Source organism: Pseudomonas sp. SST3, from assembly GCF_003325755.1.
Genome location: NZ_QORI02000003.1, coordinates 63,927 through 79,680 on the forward strand (window position 1 = coordinate 63,927; position 15,754 = coordinate 79,680).

The window sequence follows — 15,754 nt, forward strand, 5'->3', positions numbered from 1 at the left end:
TCGGTGCCAGCAACTGCCCGATTCACTCGATCCAGCGCGGATAGAAACCGAGTTGCGCCTGCGCCTGGATGCCTTGCATCTGCTTGACCTCGGCAGGCAGCGGCTTCGGGTCACTTTCAACGGCTGCCGCGTCCCCCCGGAAAAAGAAACGTCGACCGTCATCCAGGGTTAGAAACAGGCCCAGAGCACCGTGCCCGGGCAGTTTTACCAGTACTAGCCGTTCGTCGCCGACCAGGTCTAGGCTTTCCCGGAACCCGTAGAACGAGCGTCGTTCGAAGCGCAGCGGCTGCCATCTGACGCCATGGGCGAATTGCGCCGGAAGGACCGCAGGAGGCGTCGCGTTGTGCGCGTAGTCGATGCCCTCGGGACTGGCCAGAACCGGCACCTCGGAAAAATCGGCCAACCCGGAGGCATACTCCCAGCGGGCACACCCCAATACGACCCGGTCGATCACAAGGCCGTCGCGATCAAGTTGGTCACGAACCGGCTGCACGGTGCCGTAGCGCTTTTCGCGCCATGGAATTTCGCTGTCCAGCTGCGCATCGATCTGCCGCCCCAGGCCGGTACCGAACAGTAGCCGGCTGCCCCGATGCTCGATCAGCACAGCGATGTGATTGATCGGTGGCGGTTGGACCCAGCCGCCATCACGCCAGGCAAACTCACCACTGGACAGGGTTTGCCCGGTACGGACCAGGCTGAACCGCAGTTCCGCTGCATCCACACCCGCGGCTAACAGCACCAGAGACATTCCAATCATCCTCAAGCGGCGCATGGCTCACGCTCCTACTCCGGGAAGAAACGGCGATTTGTCCGGCGCTGCGAATGCCAGGGGCAGACGTGAACGCCGCAAAACCCAACGACCCGGCGTCAGTGCGAGCATGCGCTCGGCGCCAGGCGGCGCGGTAATTCCCAATGCGGCGTACTGCTCGGGCCAGACCAGCTCCGCCAGCGCCTGCATCTGGAGCAGATCGCCGCTGGCGAAATCTACGAACAGCAGCCCGCAACGCGGCTCACGAACCAGATTGCCAAGGGTGTTGAATAACCGGTTGCCACTGTAATCCGGCAACCAGAGGCGGCCGTCCCAGCCGATTTCGACGAAACCCTCCGGGCCGCCACGGTGGGATATATCGACGCCCCCGCCCTGCGGATCCAGGCTGTGACTGGCGATGAACAGCGTGTCGGCAATCTGCAGCAGCGACCGCAATTCATCGTCCAGCCCATCGCCTTCTAGCATGGGCCCTGGCTGACGGGAGGCTGGCTGCCAATCTCGCGCCTGGATGTACTTCGGGCAATTGCCGAATGACTGCACCACCGCAACACTGAAGCCCTGGCCATCGCTTTCGACGATTCGCCCGTTCATCCGGTTGCGCCGGCGGGTCGGCCACTCCAACCCCAGCAAACCGACCATGGCGCTCGGACGTAACAATGGCGCAATCGGATCGTCAGCCTGCGCGTTGGGACCGACGCAAAGCAGCTCAGGGTGTGGCGACCAAGCGAACCCGGTCGTCCCCCAGAGCACCGATGCATGAGGCTGCCCTTCCCTGTCCACCGCCGCGACCAGCAGCGCAGGCAACTGAGCGAAGAATTCACGATGTTGATCGGGCATGAACGAGCGGATCACCCGGCTGCCGATCTGCTCGGCTTTTTCACGCACGCCGGCACGGCTCTGCACCCATTGCTCACCGGCATGGAAGGGACTGCTCATGACGGCCGCTCCTATTCCAGGCCCGGCATGCCGATGTAACCCGGCAGCTCGCGAATGCGTGAACACCACGCCCGTACTGCCGGGTAAGGCGCCAGATCGATACCACCTTCCGGCGCCAATGCCGCGTAGGGATATACGGCGATGTCGGCGATGGTTGGCGTCTTGGTTTCAGCCAGCCAGGTGTGTTCGATGAGCTGCTGCTCGAGCAACTGCATGGCGGCCAGCGCACGGTCCGATGTCAACGCTTCGTCGATCGGCCGACCGAACAAGCGCCCCACTCGAGCCATGGACGGGCCATGTTGCATCTCATTGGCGGCGAAACTTAGCCAACCAATGATGCGCGCCTGCGTCTGCGCATCCAACGCAAACCAGGCCTCATCGGCATAACGCCGCGCCAGATAGACAAGAATGGCCTGCGAGTCGATCACCCGCACATCCCCATCCTCAAGCACCGGCACCTGCCCGCGCGGATTGATCGCTAGAAACGGCGGTTGCTTGTGCTCACCCTTCAGTAGGTTCACCGGAACCACCTCAGCCGCTTGGCCGATCAGGCTGAGAAACAGGCGCGCCTTGTAGCAGTTACCGGACAGGGTCAGATCATAAAGTTTCATCGTGTCGCTCCTTTTAAAGGATAGGAGTTGGGTGAGGTACGACTAGATAATAGACAGACCTGTCTGTACACTTCAAGCACAATTTTTTGCCTAGATGGCGATTGGTGGGAACAGAGCCGCTCCCGCATAATGGCCGTCTGAGGAGACCTACATGGCAACGAACAAGCGCGATCTGCTGCTCAGCACTGCCGAGCGGCTGTTCTACACAGAGGGCTATCACGCCACGGGCATCGATCGGATTCTCAGCGAATCCGGCGTGGCCAAGATGACGCTATACAAACACTTCCGATCCAAGGAAGAGCTGATCCTGGCGGTACTGGACGCTCGACAGCAGCCGATGCTCGAGCGCCTACGTGAGGCGCGCGACAAGCTGCCACCACGCAAGGCGCTGCTCGGCGTTTTCGACGGATTGAACAATATGATTCACAGTCCCGGTGCGTTCTGTGGCTGTCTGTTCATCAATGCCGCCGCGGAATATCACGACCGTGATCACCCGATTCATCAGCGGTCGGCTACTTACAAGGCGCAGTTTCAGACCCACCTGCGCGAACTGCTCGAAGCGCTCGGCGCACCGCAGCCAGCGCAACTTGCACGGCAATTGCAATTTCTGATCGAGGGTGCGCTGAGCATGGCGCACATCGAGGGGCCTGCCGATCAGGCGCAGCTGGCCAAGGCGGCCGCGGACAAATTACTGCAAGCCGCCGGCATCTGAGAGATGCCGGCGATGTGTCGTTAAGCCGCGCGCTCTTCCTTCACGCGGAACCAGGCTGCATAAAGCGCCGGCAGGAACAACAGCGTCAATGCGGTCGCGACGATCAGGCCGCCCATGATCGCCACCGCCATCGGTCCGAAGAACACGCTACGCGACAGTGGAATCATCGCCAGCACCGAAGCCAGGGCGGTCAGCACGATTGGCCGGAAGCGACGTACCGTGGCGTCGATGATGGCGTTGAAACGATCCTGCCCGGCGCCGATGTCCTGCTCGATCTGATCCACCAGAATCACCGAGTTGCGCATGATCATTCCTGATAGCGCAATGGTGCCGAGCATCGCGACGAAACCGAACGGCTTGCCGAACAGCAGCAGGAACAGCGCAACGCCAATCAGTCCCAACGGCGCGGTGAGAAACACCATGGCCGAGCGCGAGAAGCTCTTGAGTTGCAGCATTAGCAGGCTGACCACGACGATTACGAACAGCGGCATGCCGGCATTCACCGAGGCCTGCCCCCGGCTGGAGTCTTCCACGGTGCCGCCGACTTCCAGCAGATAACCGCTGGGCAGCGCATCACGAATTTCGCTCAGCGTCGGCTCGATCTGCTGCACCAGCGAAGCCGGCTGCTGCTCGCCATAGATGTCAGCACGCACCGTCACGGTTGGCAGACGATTGCGATGCCAGATCACGCCCTCCTCGAAGCCGTACTCCAGGGTTGCGACCTGCGACAACGGCACGCTGCGGCCGCTGGCGGTGGGAATTGCCAGGCTCGGCAGCATCGACAGCATCTCCCGCTCGCGGGCCGTGCCGCGCAGCAGGATCTCGATCAGCTCGTTATCCTCACGGAATTGGCCGGCGGTGGTGCCGGTAAAGGTGCGCTTGAGGAATTGGGACAGTTCGACCGTGCTCACCCCGAGGGCGCGTGCGCGGTCCTGATCGACGTTCAGCCAGACGACCTTGCTCGGTTCCTGCCAGTCGAGATGGACGTTGACCACATAAGGGTTCTCGCGCACTTTGGCCGCCACCTGACGTGCCAGATTGCGTACCACATCGATGTGCTCGCCGGTCACGCGGAACTGCACCGGATAGCCCACCGGCGGACCATTTTCCAGCCGGCTGACGCGCCCACGCAATGTAGGAAAGTCATCTCTCAGCCGTTCGATCAGCCAGCTGCGCAGGGCTTCGCGCTCTTCGATACTCTTAGCCAGCACCACGATCTGGGCGAAGCTGGTGGCAGGCAGCTGCTGATCCAGCGGTAGATAGAAACGCGGCGAACCGCTGCCGACATAGGCGACGTAATTGTCGATGCCGGCGCGCTTCTCGAGCATTTTCTCGAGGCGGTGCACCTCGGCTTCAGTGGCCTTGAGTGATACGCCTTCGGCCAGCTTCAGGTCGACCATCAGCTCCAGGCGACCTGAGGCCGGAAAGAACTGCTGCGGGACGATACGGAACAGCCCGATCGCGCCGACGAAGAGCAGCAGCGTCAACACGATCACCGTCTTGCGCCGGAGCACACACCAGCGAATCACGCGGCGCACGCGCTGGTAGAACGGGGTCGAATAAGGGTCGTGACCTTGGTCGCTACCGCCGTGCTTCAGCGCGTGACGCTTGGCCAGATCCGGCAGCAATTTCTCGCCCAGAAGAGGAACGAACACGACCGCCGCGATCCAGGAGGCCACCAGCGCGATGGTCACCACCTGAAAGATCGAACGGGTGTACTCGCCGGTGCTCGACTGCGCAGTGGCGATCGGCAAAAAACCGGCGGCGGTGATGAGCGTACCGGTGAGCATCGGAAAGGCCGTACTGGTCCAGGCGTAGCTGGCGGCCTTGAGCCGATCGAAGCCCTGCTCCATCTTGATCGCCATCATCTCCACCGCGATGATGGCATCATCCACCATCAGCCCGAGCGCCAGCACCAGCGCGCCCAGCGATATCTTGTGCAGGCCGATGTCGAGGTAGTGCATGGTCGCGAAAGTCATCGCCAGGACCAACGGAATCGACAAGGCGACCACCAGTCCAGTGCGCACACCGAGCGAGAAAAAGCTCACCAGCAGAACGATTGCCAGCGCCTCAATCAGCACCCGCACGAATTCACCGACACTGGTTTTCACTGCCGCAGGCTGATCGGAGACCTTACGCAACTCCATGCCAGCCGGCAGTTCCTGCTGCAGCCGGGCGAACTCGCCTTGCAGCGCATCCCCCAGCATGAGGATGTCACCGCCGGCCTTCATCGACACCGCCAGACCAATCGCCGGCTCACCCATGAAGCGCATGCGCGGCGCCGGCGGATCGTTGAAGCCATGATAGACGTCCGCGACGTCGCCAATACGGAAGGTGCTGCCGGCAACTCGGATGGGGAAGTCGCGGATCTCCTTGACCGTCTCGAAGCTGCCGGTGACACGCAGTTGCACGCGATCGCTGGCGGTTTCGACGAAGCCGGCGGACATCACCGTGTTCTGCGCTTCGAGAGCCTGCTTGACCGCCTCAAGCGGCACGCCCAGATTCGCCAGTTTGACGTTGGATAGCTCGATCCAGATCTTTTCGTCCTGTAGGCCGATCAGCTCGACCTTGCCAACGTTCTTGACCCGCTGCAGCTGCAACTGGATGCGGTCGGCGTAATCCTTGAGCACCGCGTAATCGAAGCCCTGCCCGGTCAGGGCGTAGATGTTGCCGAAGGTGGTACCGAATTCGTCATTGAAGAACGGTCCCTGGACGCCTGCGGGAAGCGTGTGGCGAATATCGCCGATCTTCTTGCGAATCTGATACCAAAGATCGGGTATCTGCTCGGAGCGCATCGAATCGCGCGCCATGAAGGTCACGTTCGATTCGCCCGGCCGCGAGAAGGAGACGATGCGCTCGTATTCGCCGGTTTCCATCAGCTTCTTTTCGATGCGTTCGGTGACCTGCCGGGAGACTTCCTCGGCGGTCGCGCCGGGCCACTGGGTCTGAATGACCATGGCCTTGAAGGTAAACGGTGGGTCCTCACTCTGACCAAGCTTGCTGTACGAAAGCGCACCCACCACTGCCATCAGCAGCATCAGATAAAGAACGATCTGCCGGTTGCCCAGCGCCCAGGCGGAGAGATTGAAGCGCATCCCGATTACTCCTGAGCTGCCAGCACAACCGAACGGTTGTCGCGATCGACCGCCCTCACTGGCTGGTTTTCGTGGAGCATCTGCACACCGGCCAGAACGACCCAATCATCGGCTTGCAAGCCTTTGAGGATGGGCACCAGTGTTTCGCCAAAGGCACCGGTTTGCACGGTAACGCGCTCCAATGTGGAATCAGCCTTCACACGCCAGACGTAGGCATTGCCCTGCTCAGCGGTGACAGCGGAAAGCGGCACGGCCAGGGGCACCTCGCCGTTGCTGCGGATCGACACCAGGGCGCTCTGACCCAGCTCGGCAGGCACATCGGTATCGGCAAATGCGACACGTGCCGAATAGGTGCGTGACTGCGGATCGGCAGCCGGCGACAGCTCGCGAATGTGACCGGGGTACTGCTTGCCCGGATGGGACCAGATTTCCACCGAGACCTTTTGGCCGACCGAATAGCGGTCCAGCGCCTGTTCCGGCAAGTTGATCGCCACCTCGCGTTCACCATCGGCGGCCAACACGAACGCGGTCTGGCCGGCGGCAACTACCTGCCCCACCTCGACACGGCGCTGGGCGATCACCCCTTCGTGAGTGGCGCGCAGAATGGCGTAGTCGACCTGGTTGTTCGCCACATCGAACTCGGCGCGCGCTTGCTTCAGACGCGCCTGGGCCGAGCGAAAGGCGTTTTCAGAGGAATCGAACTGCGAACGGCTGACCAGTTGTCGATCCATCAGCGTCTTGTAACGCTCATGCTCAGCCCGGGCGACCCGCAGGTTGGCTTCGGCAGCCGTCACCTGAGCACGGATACCCTCGAGCTGTAGCCGCACGTCCTGAGGGTCGAGCTTGGCCAACGGTTGATCCTTGCGTACTCGCTCACCGGCTTCGACCATGCGCTCGGCTACCTTCCCGCCGATTCGGAACGCCAGCTCGGGTTCGTAACGCGCATGCACTTCTCCCGGATAGCTCTCGAACGCCTCGCTTGCCGGCTGCGGCTGAACGACCATCACGGGCCTATCCGAGACCTGCGCGGGCTCGCCATTGCCGCAGCCAGCAAGCAGGGCGAGACCAATGGCACCGAAGAAAGGCAGGGCATGTCGGAACACGTTCGAATCTCTCTCTGTCGCAGGATGGGTTCTAATACTTATACTGCGCGGTATAGTAAAAATACCGAACTCACCAGTCTAGTATTAAAACGCACATGGCAAAGAACCCACCCGCACCCTCTGGCCCAGGCCGTCCGAAGGATCCCGCCAAGCGCGAGGCCATCCTGATGGCCGCTCAGGTGTTGTTTCTCAACAATGGTTACGAAGGCAGCAGCATGGATGCCATCGCGGCCGAAGCTGGTGTCTCGAAGCTCACGCTGTATAGCCACTTCAAGGACAAGGAGGCGCTGTTCGGCGAGGCGGTGAAGACCACCTGCGAAACACGACTGCCGCGTAAGCTGTTCGTGCTCGAAGATGGCTGCTCGATCTCGGAGGTGCTGCTGGGCATCGGCCATGCGTTCCAGGCGCTGGTCAACAGTCCGGAGTCCATCGGTCTACACCGCGTCATGGTGGCCATGGCGACGCAGAACCCGGCGCTTTCACGCATGTTTTTCGATGCCGGTCCGCAGCGCCTGCTGCTGGATCTCGAGCAACTGATCGTCCAGGCGAATCAGCACGGCATGCTGAGCGCGGATGAGCCCATGCGCGCGGCCGAGCACTTCTGCTCGTTGATCAAGGGCGCCGCGCACTTCCGCCTGCTCATCGGCTACGCGGAGCTACCCGATCCCGAAGAATCGGCCAGACACGTGCAGGACTGCATCGCACTCTTCATGCGCGCCTACGGCACCTCGAAACCGTGACGGACTGAGCCAGGACGAGTTCGACTCGATCAGCGATCGCACCGCATGCGACATCAAAGAGCCAATTGCGCGCAGGCAGACCTCGACGGCACCTGCCCTGCAGAAGCGAAACAGCGCGCTGTAGAAAAGCGCCCGGAAATTCGACTACAGCGCCGACAAGGTGCGGAACTCGTCCTGGGCCAGCTGATCGGTCATACCGCTGACGAAGTCCTGCAGCATTCGACAACGGTAATAGAACTCCCACAGCGGCCAGTCGGGCGTGCCCTCAGCGTGCCCGTTCATCGCCTCGTGGTACGCCTTGATCAGCTGGCTAGGCAGCCGCCGGGCAAGCATCTGCAGGTGTGGCTCGCTACGACAACACGCTTCGGTCAAGGCCTGGAACGTTGCCGGAGCCACGCGCAGCAGCGGTGCGTAGGTATCCAGCAATCCCTGCAGGATTCGGTATCCCTGCAGCTGCAACGTTTCCACTTCGCGATGGCAGAAGACTCGGTCCATCGCCACATCCTTGAACGTCTGCACGATGGCGTTGGGTAGGCTGGCATCTTCGAGCAATGCCCGGTCCAGGGTGCCGTGATACACCGCCTCGATGTTTTCGATGAACTGCTGCGCCGCGTGCTGCACCAGCGGGTGGACGAGATTCACCCGCAACCAAATGAAGAACTCGCCAACCTTGTTGATCGACTCCTTCTGCGCGCGCGATTCGGCATAGTCAACCATGCTGCGAAAGCTGCGGCCGGTTGCCGCGATCGGCTCGTCTGGCGAACCGTGCTCGGCGAACTTGGCCTTCAACAGTTGCGACAGTTGTTCGATAGTGAAGATACCCTTCTCCACCGAGTCCTCGATATCCGCCAGGCAGTAGGCGATGTCGTCGGCCGCTTCCATGATGTAAGCAACCGGATGGCGAGTACCGGGCTGCAGATCCAATGCCGTTCGCAGGTCCGCGACGAAAGACTCCTCGGATAGATAGAAACCGGGTTTCTTGTGCAGGTAGGCGCCAGCCGTGCCTTTTTCCGGCTTCGGCGCATAGGCCGCACGAACGTACTTGAGCAGGCCAGCCGTCTGGGTATAAGTCAGGTTCAGCCGCAACAGGCTGACCACCAGGCGAATAGCCTGGGCGTTGCCTTCAAATTGCTTAAGATCGGCCAGCATGCGTTTGCGTAGCGCTGCATCGCCCTGCCCTGCCGGTACGGCAACCTCGAACAAGCCCTCCAGTTTGCCGCCGAACCATTCACCGATGGCGAACTCGCCAAAATGGCCGAAGGGTGGATTGCCGATGTCATGCATCAAGCAAGTCATCTCTACCAGGCTCTCCATCGCGCCCTCGAGCCCATCAAGACCATACTCCCCAGCCCTGCTGCCGAGCTGTTTGTATAGCGTGCGAACGATGAAACGACCGGTCTGCTGCACTTCCAGCGAGTGAGTCAAACGGCTGCGTACCGCCGCATTGCGCTCCAGCGGAAACACCTGAGTCTTCTGCTGCAGCCGACGCACTGCAGCGGAGTTGATGATGCGCCCACGGTCGCTTTCGAATTGATCAATGACCAGCGACAGATCACCCTCAGACGCCTTCAGCCCAGGCTCCATGCGCCCATAGGGTCGCTGACGGGAGATCTTGTCCTTGAAATTGACAGGCCGGGGCATGAGTTGCGCTCGCTGGTGAAAGAATCGCGAGCCTAGCGCGGCCCGCCGGCTTTACCAAGACCGCGTACGTTACGCCGGGCTTGGTCGATTAGACTTCGCCGACCAGCCAGGAGCGAAGCCACATGAACCGGTCCGAATATCACCAGCAACATGCCGAACGTGCGACGGCCGAAGCGCGACGGCTGCTCGAACAGCAATCGGCACTAGGTCCGCGCTGGCTGGCCTGGGTCGCCACGGAGCTGTATCAGCTCAGCCCACCGGAATACGCCGCGATGGTTCGCCGCGAACTGGCCCGCCTCCAAAATGTTTGAGCCTCACCGTTTTTCGAAGCAGGCATCCTGCCTCGCCTGGATAATGAATTTCAGATGCTGATCAGCCGGTTCAGGGACTAACGGCGCCCGCTCCAAAGGGCGTGGCCGCGGCGTAAAGCGGTGCTATCCAGCCCCGAGAATCAGGCGTAATCTCAACGACGTCCTATCTCAAATCTCCTAGGCTCACTCCGAGGTGCACTGGCACAGAGCAGACCGACGCAGGGATGCACAACCCAGCCATCAATCCGCGAGGCGACATCATGAGCAAAGGTATGGATACAAAGAAGAATGCGAAAAAGAAACCGCTAAAGACCGCGCAGGAAAAGCGCGCGGCCAAACGAGAGAAAGCCAACGGAGCGACACCGCTACTGGGCAGCCACGCCGCCCGCTGACATGCTCCAGTTGCAGCGCCCCGCCCGGCTCCCGGTGCGGGGCGCGTTGTTATCAGGCCGGCGAACCTCCGAATGCCGAGCGCAGACGGCCCACCACCCAGCCCCCGCCGACGTTGATCATCAACCCCAGCATTACCAACAGCGCACCGACGGCCTGCAGCATGCCCAGATGCTCGCCCAGCAGCAACGCGGCCGAAGTCAGCCCCACTACTGGCACCAGCAGGGAGAACGGTGCCACAGTATTGGCCGGATACCGCGACAACAGGCGACTCCATAGACTGTAGCCAAGGATGGTGGCGCCGAACGCCAGATAGACCAGCACCAGAGTCGAGCTCAGTCCTATCCCGCGCAGCGCACTCTCTATCACCTCTGGCCCTTCCATCAACCAGGACAAGGCAAAGAACGGAATCGGCGGAATCAGGCTGCCCCAGACCACCAATCCAACCAGATTCACCTTACCCACCTTACGCGTGACGATGTTGCCCAACGCCCACATCGACGCCGCGCAGATGGTCAGTAAGAAGCCGGCCAGCGTCATGCTACGGTCACCTTGCATGCCGATCAGCAGCAGCCCTCCGGCGGCGATCAGCAATCCGATCAGATTGGTCGCACGTAATCGCTCACCGAGAAACAAAGCAGCGAAGAACAAGGTGAAGAACGCCTGCGACTGCAGCACCAGCGAGGCCAGCCCCGCCGGCATGCCAACTTTCATGGCGGAGAACAGAAAAGCGAACTGGCCCAGCGAAATGGTCGCGCCGTAAGCCAGCAGCCAGCGTAGCGGGATCTGCGGTCTCTTGATGAAGAGGATGGCGGGAAAAGCCGCGAGCGTGAATCGAAGCCCGCCGAGCAGCATCGGCGGGATGTCATCCAGGCCGATCTTGATCACAACGAAGTTCATGCCCCAGACGATGATCACGACCAGCGCCAGCAGCAGGTTCTTGGGCGCCATGGCAGTTTCTCCACAAGCAAAGACTTCATTAAAGCCTGCGCACGGCGTCGACGCACTCATACAGCGAACAGGCAAAACGACGATACAGTCGGCGGTGCCCCGCAGCATCGTCGCACTTCTCTGTCGGACTATATGGCTCAGGCCGTGCCTGTATCAGCTGCAAGGGCTAGAATCGACGTCAATCGATAAACACCACCCGTTCCACATAATCACGAGAGTAACCATGGGCGCACAGTGGAAAGCGAAACATAAGGAAGCGGCAGCCAATGCCAAGGGACGTACTTTCGGCAAGCTGTCGAAGGAAATCATGATCGCGGCCCGCAGCGGCGCCGACCCGGACATGAACCCTCGCCTGCGTCTGGTGGTGGAGCAAGCCAAGAAGGCTTCGATGCCGCGCGAAACCCTGGAACGCGCCATCAAGAAAGGCGCGGGTCTGCTCGGCGAAAGCGTCCACTACGAGCGCACCACCTATGAAGGGTTCGCTCCTCATCAGGTGCCGCTGATCGTCGAGTGCCTGACCGACAACGTCAACCGCACCGTTGCCGAAATCCGCGTGCTGTTCCGCAAGGGTCAGCTCGGCGCGTCCGGCTCGGTGGCGTGGGACTTCGATCATTGCGGCATGATCGAAGCGGCACCGACCACCACCGATGCCGACCCCGAACTGGCTGCTATTGAAGCCGGTGCGCAAGATTTCGAGGCAGCCGAAGATGGCGCAACGCTGTTCATCAGTGACGTGACCGACCTGGACATGGTTTGCCGTGCGCTGCCGGAACAGGGCTTCACCGTGCAGTCGGCACAGCTCGGCTATCGACCGAAGAACCCGGTCACGAGCCTGACCGACGCGCAGCTCGAGGAAGTCGAAGCCTTCCTCAACGCCATCGATGCCCACGACGATGTGCAAAATGTCTACGTCGGTCTGGCGGGCTGACAGCGATCAGTTCGGACCTGAATCAGAAAGAGGCAAGGCAATGAGCACCAACAAGCCGAACATACCCTATGCCCAGCGCGAACAGGGTTACCGTGAGAAGGCACTGAAAATGTACCCCTGGGTCTGCGGACGCTGCGCCCGGGAGTTCTCTGGCAAGCGGCTGAGCGAGTTGACGGTCCACCACAAGGATCACAACCACGACAACAATCCCGAGGACGGCTCCAATTGGGAACTGCTCTGTCTGTATTGCCATGACAACGAGCATTCACGCTACACGGACAACCAATATCACGCCGAAGCCAAACCGGGCGGCGATCTTGGCCCGAAGGAGACGTTCAAGGCGTTCGCCGGGCTGGGCGATCTACTCAAGAGCAAGCCGGACTGATCCCAGCCCGGTCGCCTCGGTGCCGGTTACTTCACCAGCAGTACCGGTACCGAAACCTCATGAACCACCCGATTGGCAACCGAACCGAGCAGCATGCCGGTGAAACTCCCGAGCCCACGCGTACCCATCACCACGGTGTCACAGCCGAATTGCTGCACCGCAGCGTTCACCTGCTCCGCCACGTTACCCAGAATCGCGTGGGACTGATGCGCGACTCCGGCCGTTTGCAGCGCTGTAGCGGCTTCTTCGATTGTCCGATGCGATTTATCGAGGAAGCTCTTGTTCAGCTCTTCAACCGCGTTTGCAGTGACGAATTCGCCGTATAGCACCGGTTCCTGCTGCACGTTCAACACATGTACCTGAAGCCGCTTAGGTGCGTCGGCGGCGAAATCGATGATGTATTGCAGTGCTCGTTTGGCATTGTCCGAACCGTCGTAAGCTAGAAGAATATTGCGCATTGAGGGTCTCCGTCGATTGTTGGATACAGCATAGACCAACACCCAACCACGTCCGATCGCCAGGATCGGATCGGTTGCTCTGGATCAATACTTTGTAAAACGCCTCCATTTCAAGGCCAGCTCATGAATACATTTAGCGCAGTTCCGTATGGCATCGCTGATGCCTCATTTCAGGCAGCTGGAGGCGAGACAGGCATCGAACGTCTGGTCGCAGACTTCTATCGGATCATGGACGAGACCGAAGCTGCCGCTTGCGTGCGACAGCTGTATCCGCAAGACCTTTGCAAATCGCGCGAACGGCTGGTGGCCTTTCTCTGTGGCTGGCTGGGCGGACCTCGCCGCTACGCTGAGAAGTTCGGCAGCATCAGCATTCCGCAATTCCACACGCGCTGGAAAGTGGGAGAGGCCGAGCGAGACGCCTGGCTCGAATGCATGGCTCAAGCCATTGCCAGGCAGCGCTATCCGGCGGACTTCGCCAACTACCTGTTGGCGCAGCTGCGCGTGCCGGCGGAACGTATTCTCCAAGCAGGACAACGGGCCTGCCCGGCGCACCCACACTAGTCTGGTTCGGCTCACCATGGGCTGAGCGGCCGAACCCTGAGCTGATCGCTGCGTCATACCCATTGCGGGGGCACGATGCGCGCCCTGCGATCCTCGGTTCGAACAGCGCAGTCAGGTGAGTCCCATGAAGATCCGCTTTGCCTCGGTCAACGAGCAGAAGATTCGCGATGCAGGTGAGTTTCTCGCGAAGAGCGGCATCGAGATCATCAATTTCCCGGTGCGCATCGTCGAGACCCAGACCGAAGACCTGCATCAGCTGGTCAGCGAAAAACTGTTGGATGCTTTCAAGCTGATCGGCAAACCGGTATTCGTCGAGCATTCCGGCCTGTTTATCAATAGCCTGAACGGCTTCCCCGGCGGCCTTACGCAAGTCTTCTGGGACCGCCTACACGCGGTGCGCTTCTCCGAGCTGATCGGCAGCCTGGACGATCCCACGGCAGTAGCACGCACCCTGATCGGCTACTGTGATGGCCGCAAGCGGCATTTTTTCGAGGGCGAGGTCGCCGGCCGGATTTCTCGCGAGCCGGCGGGCGATGAAGGCTTCGAGTGGGACAATGTATTCATTCCCGACGGCTACTCCTGCACCTTCGCCGAGCTAGGGGGCATCCATAATGATTTGTCCATGCGCAAACGGGCCCTGGAGGCCTTCGTCACACACCTCCGTGGGGCCTGAGAGAGGTAGTCGATGCAGAAGCTTTTGGAGGCGTACCGGCACAACCGCCTGATTCTTTTCGTGGGCTCTGGCGTATCGGCCAACATCGGACTGCCACCGTGGCGCAACTTGATCGACGAGATTGCGCTACAGCTCGATTACGACCCTGACGTTTTCGATACCTACGGCAATTTCCTCTCGCTCGCAGAGTATTACCGCATCAAGAAGGGCAACATCGGACCACTGCGCAGCTGGATGGACCGCGAGTGGCACAGAGATATCGAAATTCGCGATTCGGAAATTCACCGGTTGATCGTGCAGGGACGCTTCCCCGCCATCTACACGACCAACTACGATCGCTGGCTGGAAAATGCCCATGACGCGCACGGCGTCAGCTACATCAAGATCGCCAATGCCAGCGATCTGGTAAAAGCCCGCGACGGCGTCCGGCAGATCGTCAAGTTTCATGGTGATTTTGATGATGACGACTCGATCGTGCTAGACGAAACCAGCTATTACGAGCGGCTGCAGTTCGAAACGCCGCTTGATATCAAGTTGCGCGCCGATACGTTGAGTAAAGCGGTACTGTTTATCGGTTACAGCCTCTCCGATACCAATATTCGGTTGTTGTTCTACAAGCTCTCGAAAATGTGGAATGAACACGAGACCCTTGGGGTCCGACCGATCTCGTATGTCTTTTCACACAAACCAAACCCGGTTCAGGAAGAAATCCTCAGCCAATGGGGTATTCGAATGATTACATCAGAAGATGATGAGCCAGGACTGGCGCTGCAGAACTTTCTAAAGGAACTCGTGGAGGACTGATCAGCCGCTTTCGCTGTTGCGCGACATCTAGCCAATCAGGCGAAGCGCAAATAAGTGCGATGCCATTGGACATCGCACTTCCTGGCCTCAGTAGTTGTAGCCGATGCCAACGCTGTAGAAGAAAGCCCCATCATCGTAGCGATCACGCGCATCGCTTCCACTCTTGAACAGGAACTGATATTCCGCCATCGCGGTGATGAACGTCTTGTCCTGCACCCAGTACTTCAGACCGACTTCCGGCCCCGCCATGAAGGTCTCATCGACCTCCTCGCCATAGATGCCGCCGACACTGAGCCCCACAAACGGACGGGTATTGCCGCTACCGAAATGGTAGTCATAGAACACGCGGGTGGAACCGTCGAACTGCACACTCTCGCCCTCTGAATCACGGGCATTGACTGTTTGCCGGACGCCCCACATCGAGGACTCGTCCAGATAGGTGCCCCAACTACCCTGTAGAGAGAACACTGTATCGTCGAAGTCCTTGTCACTACTGCCCGCACCGCCCAACGTTACTTCGCGGTCGCCTGCCACCGGAGCGGCAACTGCAAACGCGGGAAGCATGGCGGCGACCAGGAGGGAAGTTTTGAAAAGTTTGTTCATGACAACACCTCTTGTTCTTACTGGCGGAATACGCAACTTACGCGATGCGCATTAGTAGTGACCGGAGCACGCCGATACTGTTC

General features: G+C 60.3%; 18 protein-coding genes. 9 read left to right on the forward strand and 9 right to left on the reverse strand.

All coding sequences use genetic code 11. From position 1 onward, the window contains the following. Window positions 1-22: 22 nt before the first annotated feature. The 3 genes from DQ405_RS03895 to DQ405_RS03905 are packed head-to-tail and all read right to left on the reverse strand — an operon-like array spanning window position 23 to window position 2,316. Window positions 23-748, reverse strand: a complete 726-nt coding sequence (locus DQ405_RS03895) for a Zn-dependent hydrolase (RefSeq protein ID WP_446730859.1) — start codon at window positions 746-748, stop codon at window positions 23-25. Window positions 749-775: 27 nt separating this feature from the next. Then, on the reverse strand, window positions 776-1,705 hold the full coding sequence (locus DQ405_RS03900; protein ID WP_168423033.1) for a pyridoxamine 5'-phosphate oxidase family protein: 930 nt from the start codon (window positions 1,703-1,705) through the stop codon (window positions 776-778). Window positions 1,706-1,716: 11 nt separating this feature from the next. Then, window positions 1,717-2,316 (reverse strand): glutathione S-transferase family protein, encoded by a 600-nt coding sequence (locus tag DQ405_RS03905; RefSeq protein ID WP_168423034.1) that lies wholly within the window; start codon window positions 2,314-2,316, stop codon window positions 1,717-1,719. A gap of 151 nt (window positions 2,317-2,467) precedes the next feature. Between DQ405_RS03905 and DQ405_RS03910 the strand changes: the two genes are divergently transcribed. After that, the gene (locus DQ405_RS03910; RefSeq protein WP_168423035.1) at window positions 2,468-3,028 is read left to right on the forward strand and encodes a TetR/AcrR family transcriptional regulator; all 561 of its coding nucleotides are present in this window, start codon (window positions 2,468-2,470) and stop codon (window positions 3,026-3,028) included. A 20-nt stretch (window positions 3,029-3,048) separates the two neighbouring features. Here the strand turns inward: DQ405_RS03910 and DQ405_RS03915 are convergent, their stop codons facing one another. Together DQ405_RS03915 and DQ405_RS03920 are read right to left on the reverse strand one after the other, a co-directional pair. Continuing rightward, window positions 3,049-6,123, reverse strand: a complete 3,075-nt coding sequence (locus DQ405_RS03915; RefSeq protein ID WP_168423036.1) for an efflux RND transporter permease subunit — start codon at window positions 6,121-6,123, stop codon at window positions 3,049-3,051. Between the two features lie 5 nt (window positions 6,124-6,128). Beyond that, entirely contained in the window at window positions 6,129-7,226 is a 1,098-nt protein-coding gene (locus tag DQ405_RS03920) for an efflux RND transporter periplasmic adaptor subunit (RefSeq protein WP_168423037.1), read from the reverse strand. A 95-nt stretch (window positions 7,227-7,321) separates the two neighbouring features. Between DQ405_RS03920 and DQ405_RS03925 the strand changes: the two genes are divergently transcribed. Next, on the forward strand, window positions 7,322-7,966 hold the full coding sequence (locus DQ405_RS03925) for a TetR/AcrR family transcriptional regulator (protein ID WP_168423038.1): 645 nt from the start codon (window positions 7,322-7,324) through the stop codon (window positions 7,964-7,966). Window positions 7,967-8,110: 144 nt separating this feature from the next. On the opposite strand, the gene dgt is transcribed toward DQ405_RS03925, so the two are convergent. Beyond that, a complete protein-coding gene (dgt, locus tag DQ405_RS03930; protein WP_168423039.1) occupies window positions 8,111-9,607 on the reverse strand; it encodes a dGTPase in 1,497 nt (498 codons plus the stop codon). Window positions 9,608-9,729: 122 nt separating this feature from the next. Between dgt and DQ405_RS03935 the strand changes: the two genes are divergently transcribed. Both DQ405_RS03935 and DQ405_RS28065 read left to right on the forward strand, forming a co-directional pair. Next, window positions 9,730-9,918, forward strand: coding sequence for a hypothetical protein (locus tag DQ405_RS03935; protein ID WP_168423040.1), 189 nt, complete (start codon window positions 9,730-9,732; stop codon window positions 9,916-9,918). 260 nt (window positions 9,919-10,178) lie between these two features. After that, window positions 10,179-10,310 (forward strand): hypothetical protein, encoded by a 132-nt coding sequence (locus DQ405_RS28065; protein ID WP_274597406.1) that lies wholly within the window; start codon window positions 10,179-10,181, stop codon window positions 10,308-10,310. A gap of 52 nt (window positions 10,311-10,362) precedes the next feature. Here DQ405_RS28065 and DQ405_RS03940 read toward each other — a convergent pair whose 3' ends face one another. Then, window positions 10,363-11,259: an EamA family transporter gene (locus DQ405_RS03940; protein WP_168423041.1), complete on the reverse strand. Its 897-nt coding sequence runs from the start codon at window positions 11,257-11,259 to the stop codon at window positions 10,363-10,365. 223 nt (window positions 11,260-11,482) lie between these two features. Between DQ405_RS03940 and DQ405_RS03945 the strand changes: the two genes are divergently transcribed. Together DQ405_RS03945 and DQ405_RS03950 are read left to right on the forward strand one after the other, a co-directional pair. Beyond that, window positions 11,483-12,187 carry a YebC/PmpR family DNA-binding transcriptional regulator gene (locus DQ405_RS03945; RefSeq protein WP_168423042.1) on the forward strand — a complete coding sequence of 235 codons (705 nt, stop codon included), beginning with the start codon at window positions 11,483-11,485 and terminating at the stop codon, window positions 12,185-12,187. A gap of 40 nt (window positions 12,188-12,227) precedes the next feature. After that, window positions 12,228-12,572 carry a YajD family HNH nuclease gene (locus DQ405_RS03950; RefSeq protein ID WP_168423043.1) on the forward strand — a complete coding sequence of 115 codons (345 nt, stop codon included), beginning with the start codon at window positions 12,228-12,230 and terminating at the stop codon, window positions 12,570-12,572. A gap of 26 nt (window positions 12,573-12,598) precedes the next feature. On the opposite strand, the gene DQ405_RS03955 is transcribed toward DQ405_RS03950, so the two are convergent. Further along, entirely contained in the window at window positions 12,599-13,030 is a 432-nt protein-coding gene (locus DQ405_RS03955) for a universal stress protein (RefSeq protein ID WP_168423044.1), read from the reverse strand. A gap of 123 nt (window positions 13,031-13,153) precedes the next feature. Between DQ405_RS03955 and DQ405_RS03960 the strand changes: the two genes are divergently transcribed. The 3 genes from DQ405_RS03960 to DQ405_RS03970 all read left to right on the forward strand — a co-directional run bounded on the left by DQ405_RS03960 (window position 13,154) and on the right by DQ405_RS03970 (window position 15,068). Then, window positions 13,154-13,591: a group II truncated hemoglobin gene (locus DQ405_RS03960; protein WP_168423045.1), complete on the forward strand. Its 438-nt coding sequence runs from the start codon at window positions 13,154-13,156 to the stop codon at window positions 13,589-13,591. Between the two features lie 124 nt (window positions 13,592-13,715). Continuing rightward, the gene (locus DQ405_RS03965) at window positions 13,716-14,264 is read left to right on the forward strand and encodes a non-canonical purine NTP pyrophosphatase (RefSeq protein WP_168423046.1); all 549 of its coding nucleotides are present in this window, start codon (window positions 13,716-13,718) and stop codon (window positions 14,262-14,264) included. Window positions 14,265-14,276: 12 nt separating this feature from the next. Further along, the gene (locus DQ405_RS03970; RefSeq protein ID WP_168423047.1) at window positions 14,277-15,068 is read left to right on the forward strand and encodes an SIR2 family protein; all 792 of its coding nucleotides are present in this window, start codon (window positions 14,277-14,279) and stop codon (window positions 15,066-15,068) included. Between the two features lie 87 nt (window positions 15,069-15,155). Here the strand turns inward: DQ405_RS03970 and DQ405_RS03975 are convergent, their stop codons facing one another. Next, complete coding sequence (locus DQ405_RS03975; protein ID WP_168423048.1) at window positions 15,156-15,671, reverse strand: hypothetical protein; 516 nt, start codon at window positions 15,669-15,671, stop codon at window positions 15,156-15,158. Between the last annotated feature and the right edge of the window lie 83 nt (window positions 15,672-15,754).

Bases quoted from the DNA above. Each gene is read 5' to 3' on its own strand.
- DQ405_RS03895 (WP_446730859.1), bottom strand. From the start codon at position 748: ATGTCTCTGGTGCTGTTAGCCGCGGGTGTGGATGCAGCGGAACTGCGG.
- DQ405_RS03900 (WP_168423033.1), bottom strand. From the start codon at position 1,705: ATGAGCAGTCCCTTCCATGCCGGTGAGCAATGGGTGCAGAGCCGTGCC.
- DQ405_RS03905 (WP_168423034.1), bottom strand. From the start codon at position 2,316: ATGAAACTTTATGATCTGACCCTGTCCGGTAACTGCTACAAGGCGCGC.
- DQ405_RS03910 (WP_168423035.1), top strand. From the start codon at position 2,468: ATGGCAACGAACAAGCGCGATCTGCTGCTCAGCACTGCCGAGCGGCTG.
- DQ405_RS03915 (WP_168423036.1), bottom strand. From the start codon at position 6,123: ATGCGCTTCAATCTCTCCGCCTGGGCGCTGGGCAACCGGCAGATCGTT.
- DQ405_RS03925 (WP_168423038.1), top strand. From the start codon at position 7,322: ATGGCAAAGAACCCACCCGCACCCTCTGGCCCAGGCCGTCCGAAGGAT.
- dgt (WP_168423039.1), bottom strand. From the start codon at position 9,607: ATGCCCCGGCCTGTCAATTTCAAGGACAAGATCTCCCGTCAGCGACCC.
- DQ405_RS03935 (WP_168423040.1), top strand. From the start codon at position 9,730: ATGAACCGGTCCGAATATCACCAGCAACATGCCGAACGTGCGACGGCC.
- DQ405_RS28065 (WP_274597406.1), top strand. From the start codon at position 10,179: ATGAGCAAAGGTATGGATACAAAGAAGAATGCGAAAAAGAAACCGCTA.
- DQ405_RS03940 (WP_168423041.1), bottom strand. From the start codon at position 11,259: ATGGCGCCCAAGAACCTGCTGCTGGCGCTGGTCGTGATCATCGTCTGG.
- DQ405_RS03945 (WP_168423042.1), top strand. From the start codon at position 11,483: ATGGGCGCACAGTGGAAAGCGAAACATAAGGAAGCGGCAGCCAATGCC.
- DQ405_RS03950 (WP_168423043.1), top strand. From the start codon at position 12,228: ATGAGCACCAACAAGCCGAACATACCCTATGCCCAGCGCGAACAGGGT.
- DQ405_RS03955 (WP_168423044.1), bottom strand. From the start codon at position 13,030: ATGCGCAATATTCTTCTAGCTTACGACGGTTCGGACAATGCCAAACGA.
- DQ405_RS03960 (WP_168423045.1), top strand. From the start codon at position 13,154: ATGAATACATTTAGCGCAGTTCCGTATGGCATCGCTGATGCCTCATTT.
- DQ405_RS03965 (WP_168423046.1), top strand. From the start codon at position 13,716: ATGAAGATCCGCTTTGCCTCGGTCAACGAGCAGAAGATTCGCGATGCA.
- DQ405_RS03970 (WP_168423047.1), top strand. From the start codon at position 14,277: ATGCAGAAGCTTTTGGAGGCGTACCGGCACAACCGCCTGATTCTTTTC.
- DQ405_RS03975 (WP_168423048.1), bottom strand. From the start codon at position 15,671: ATGAACAAACTTTTCAAAACTTCCCTCCTGGTCGCCGCCATGCTTCCC.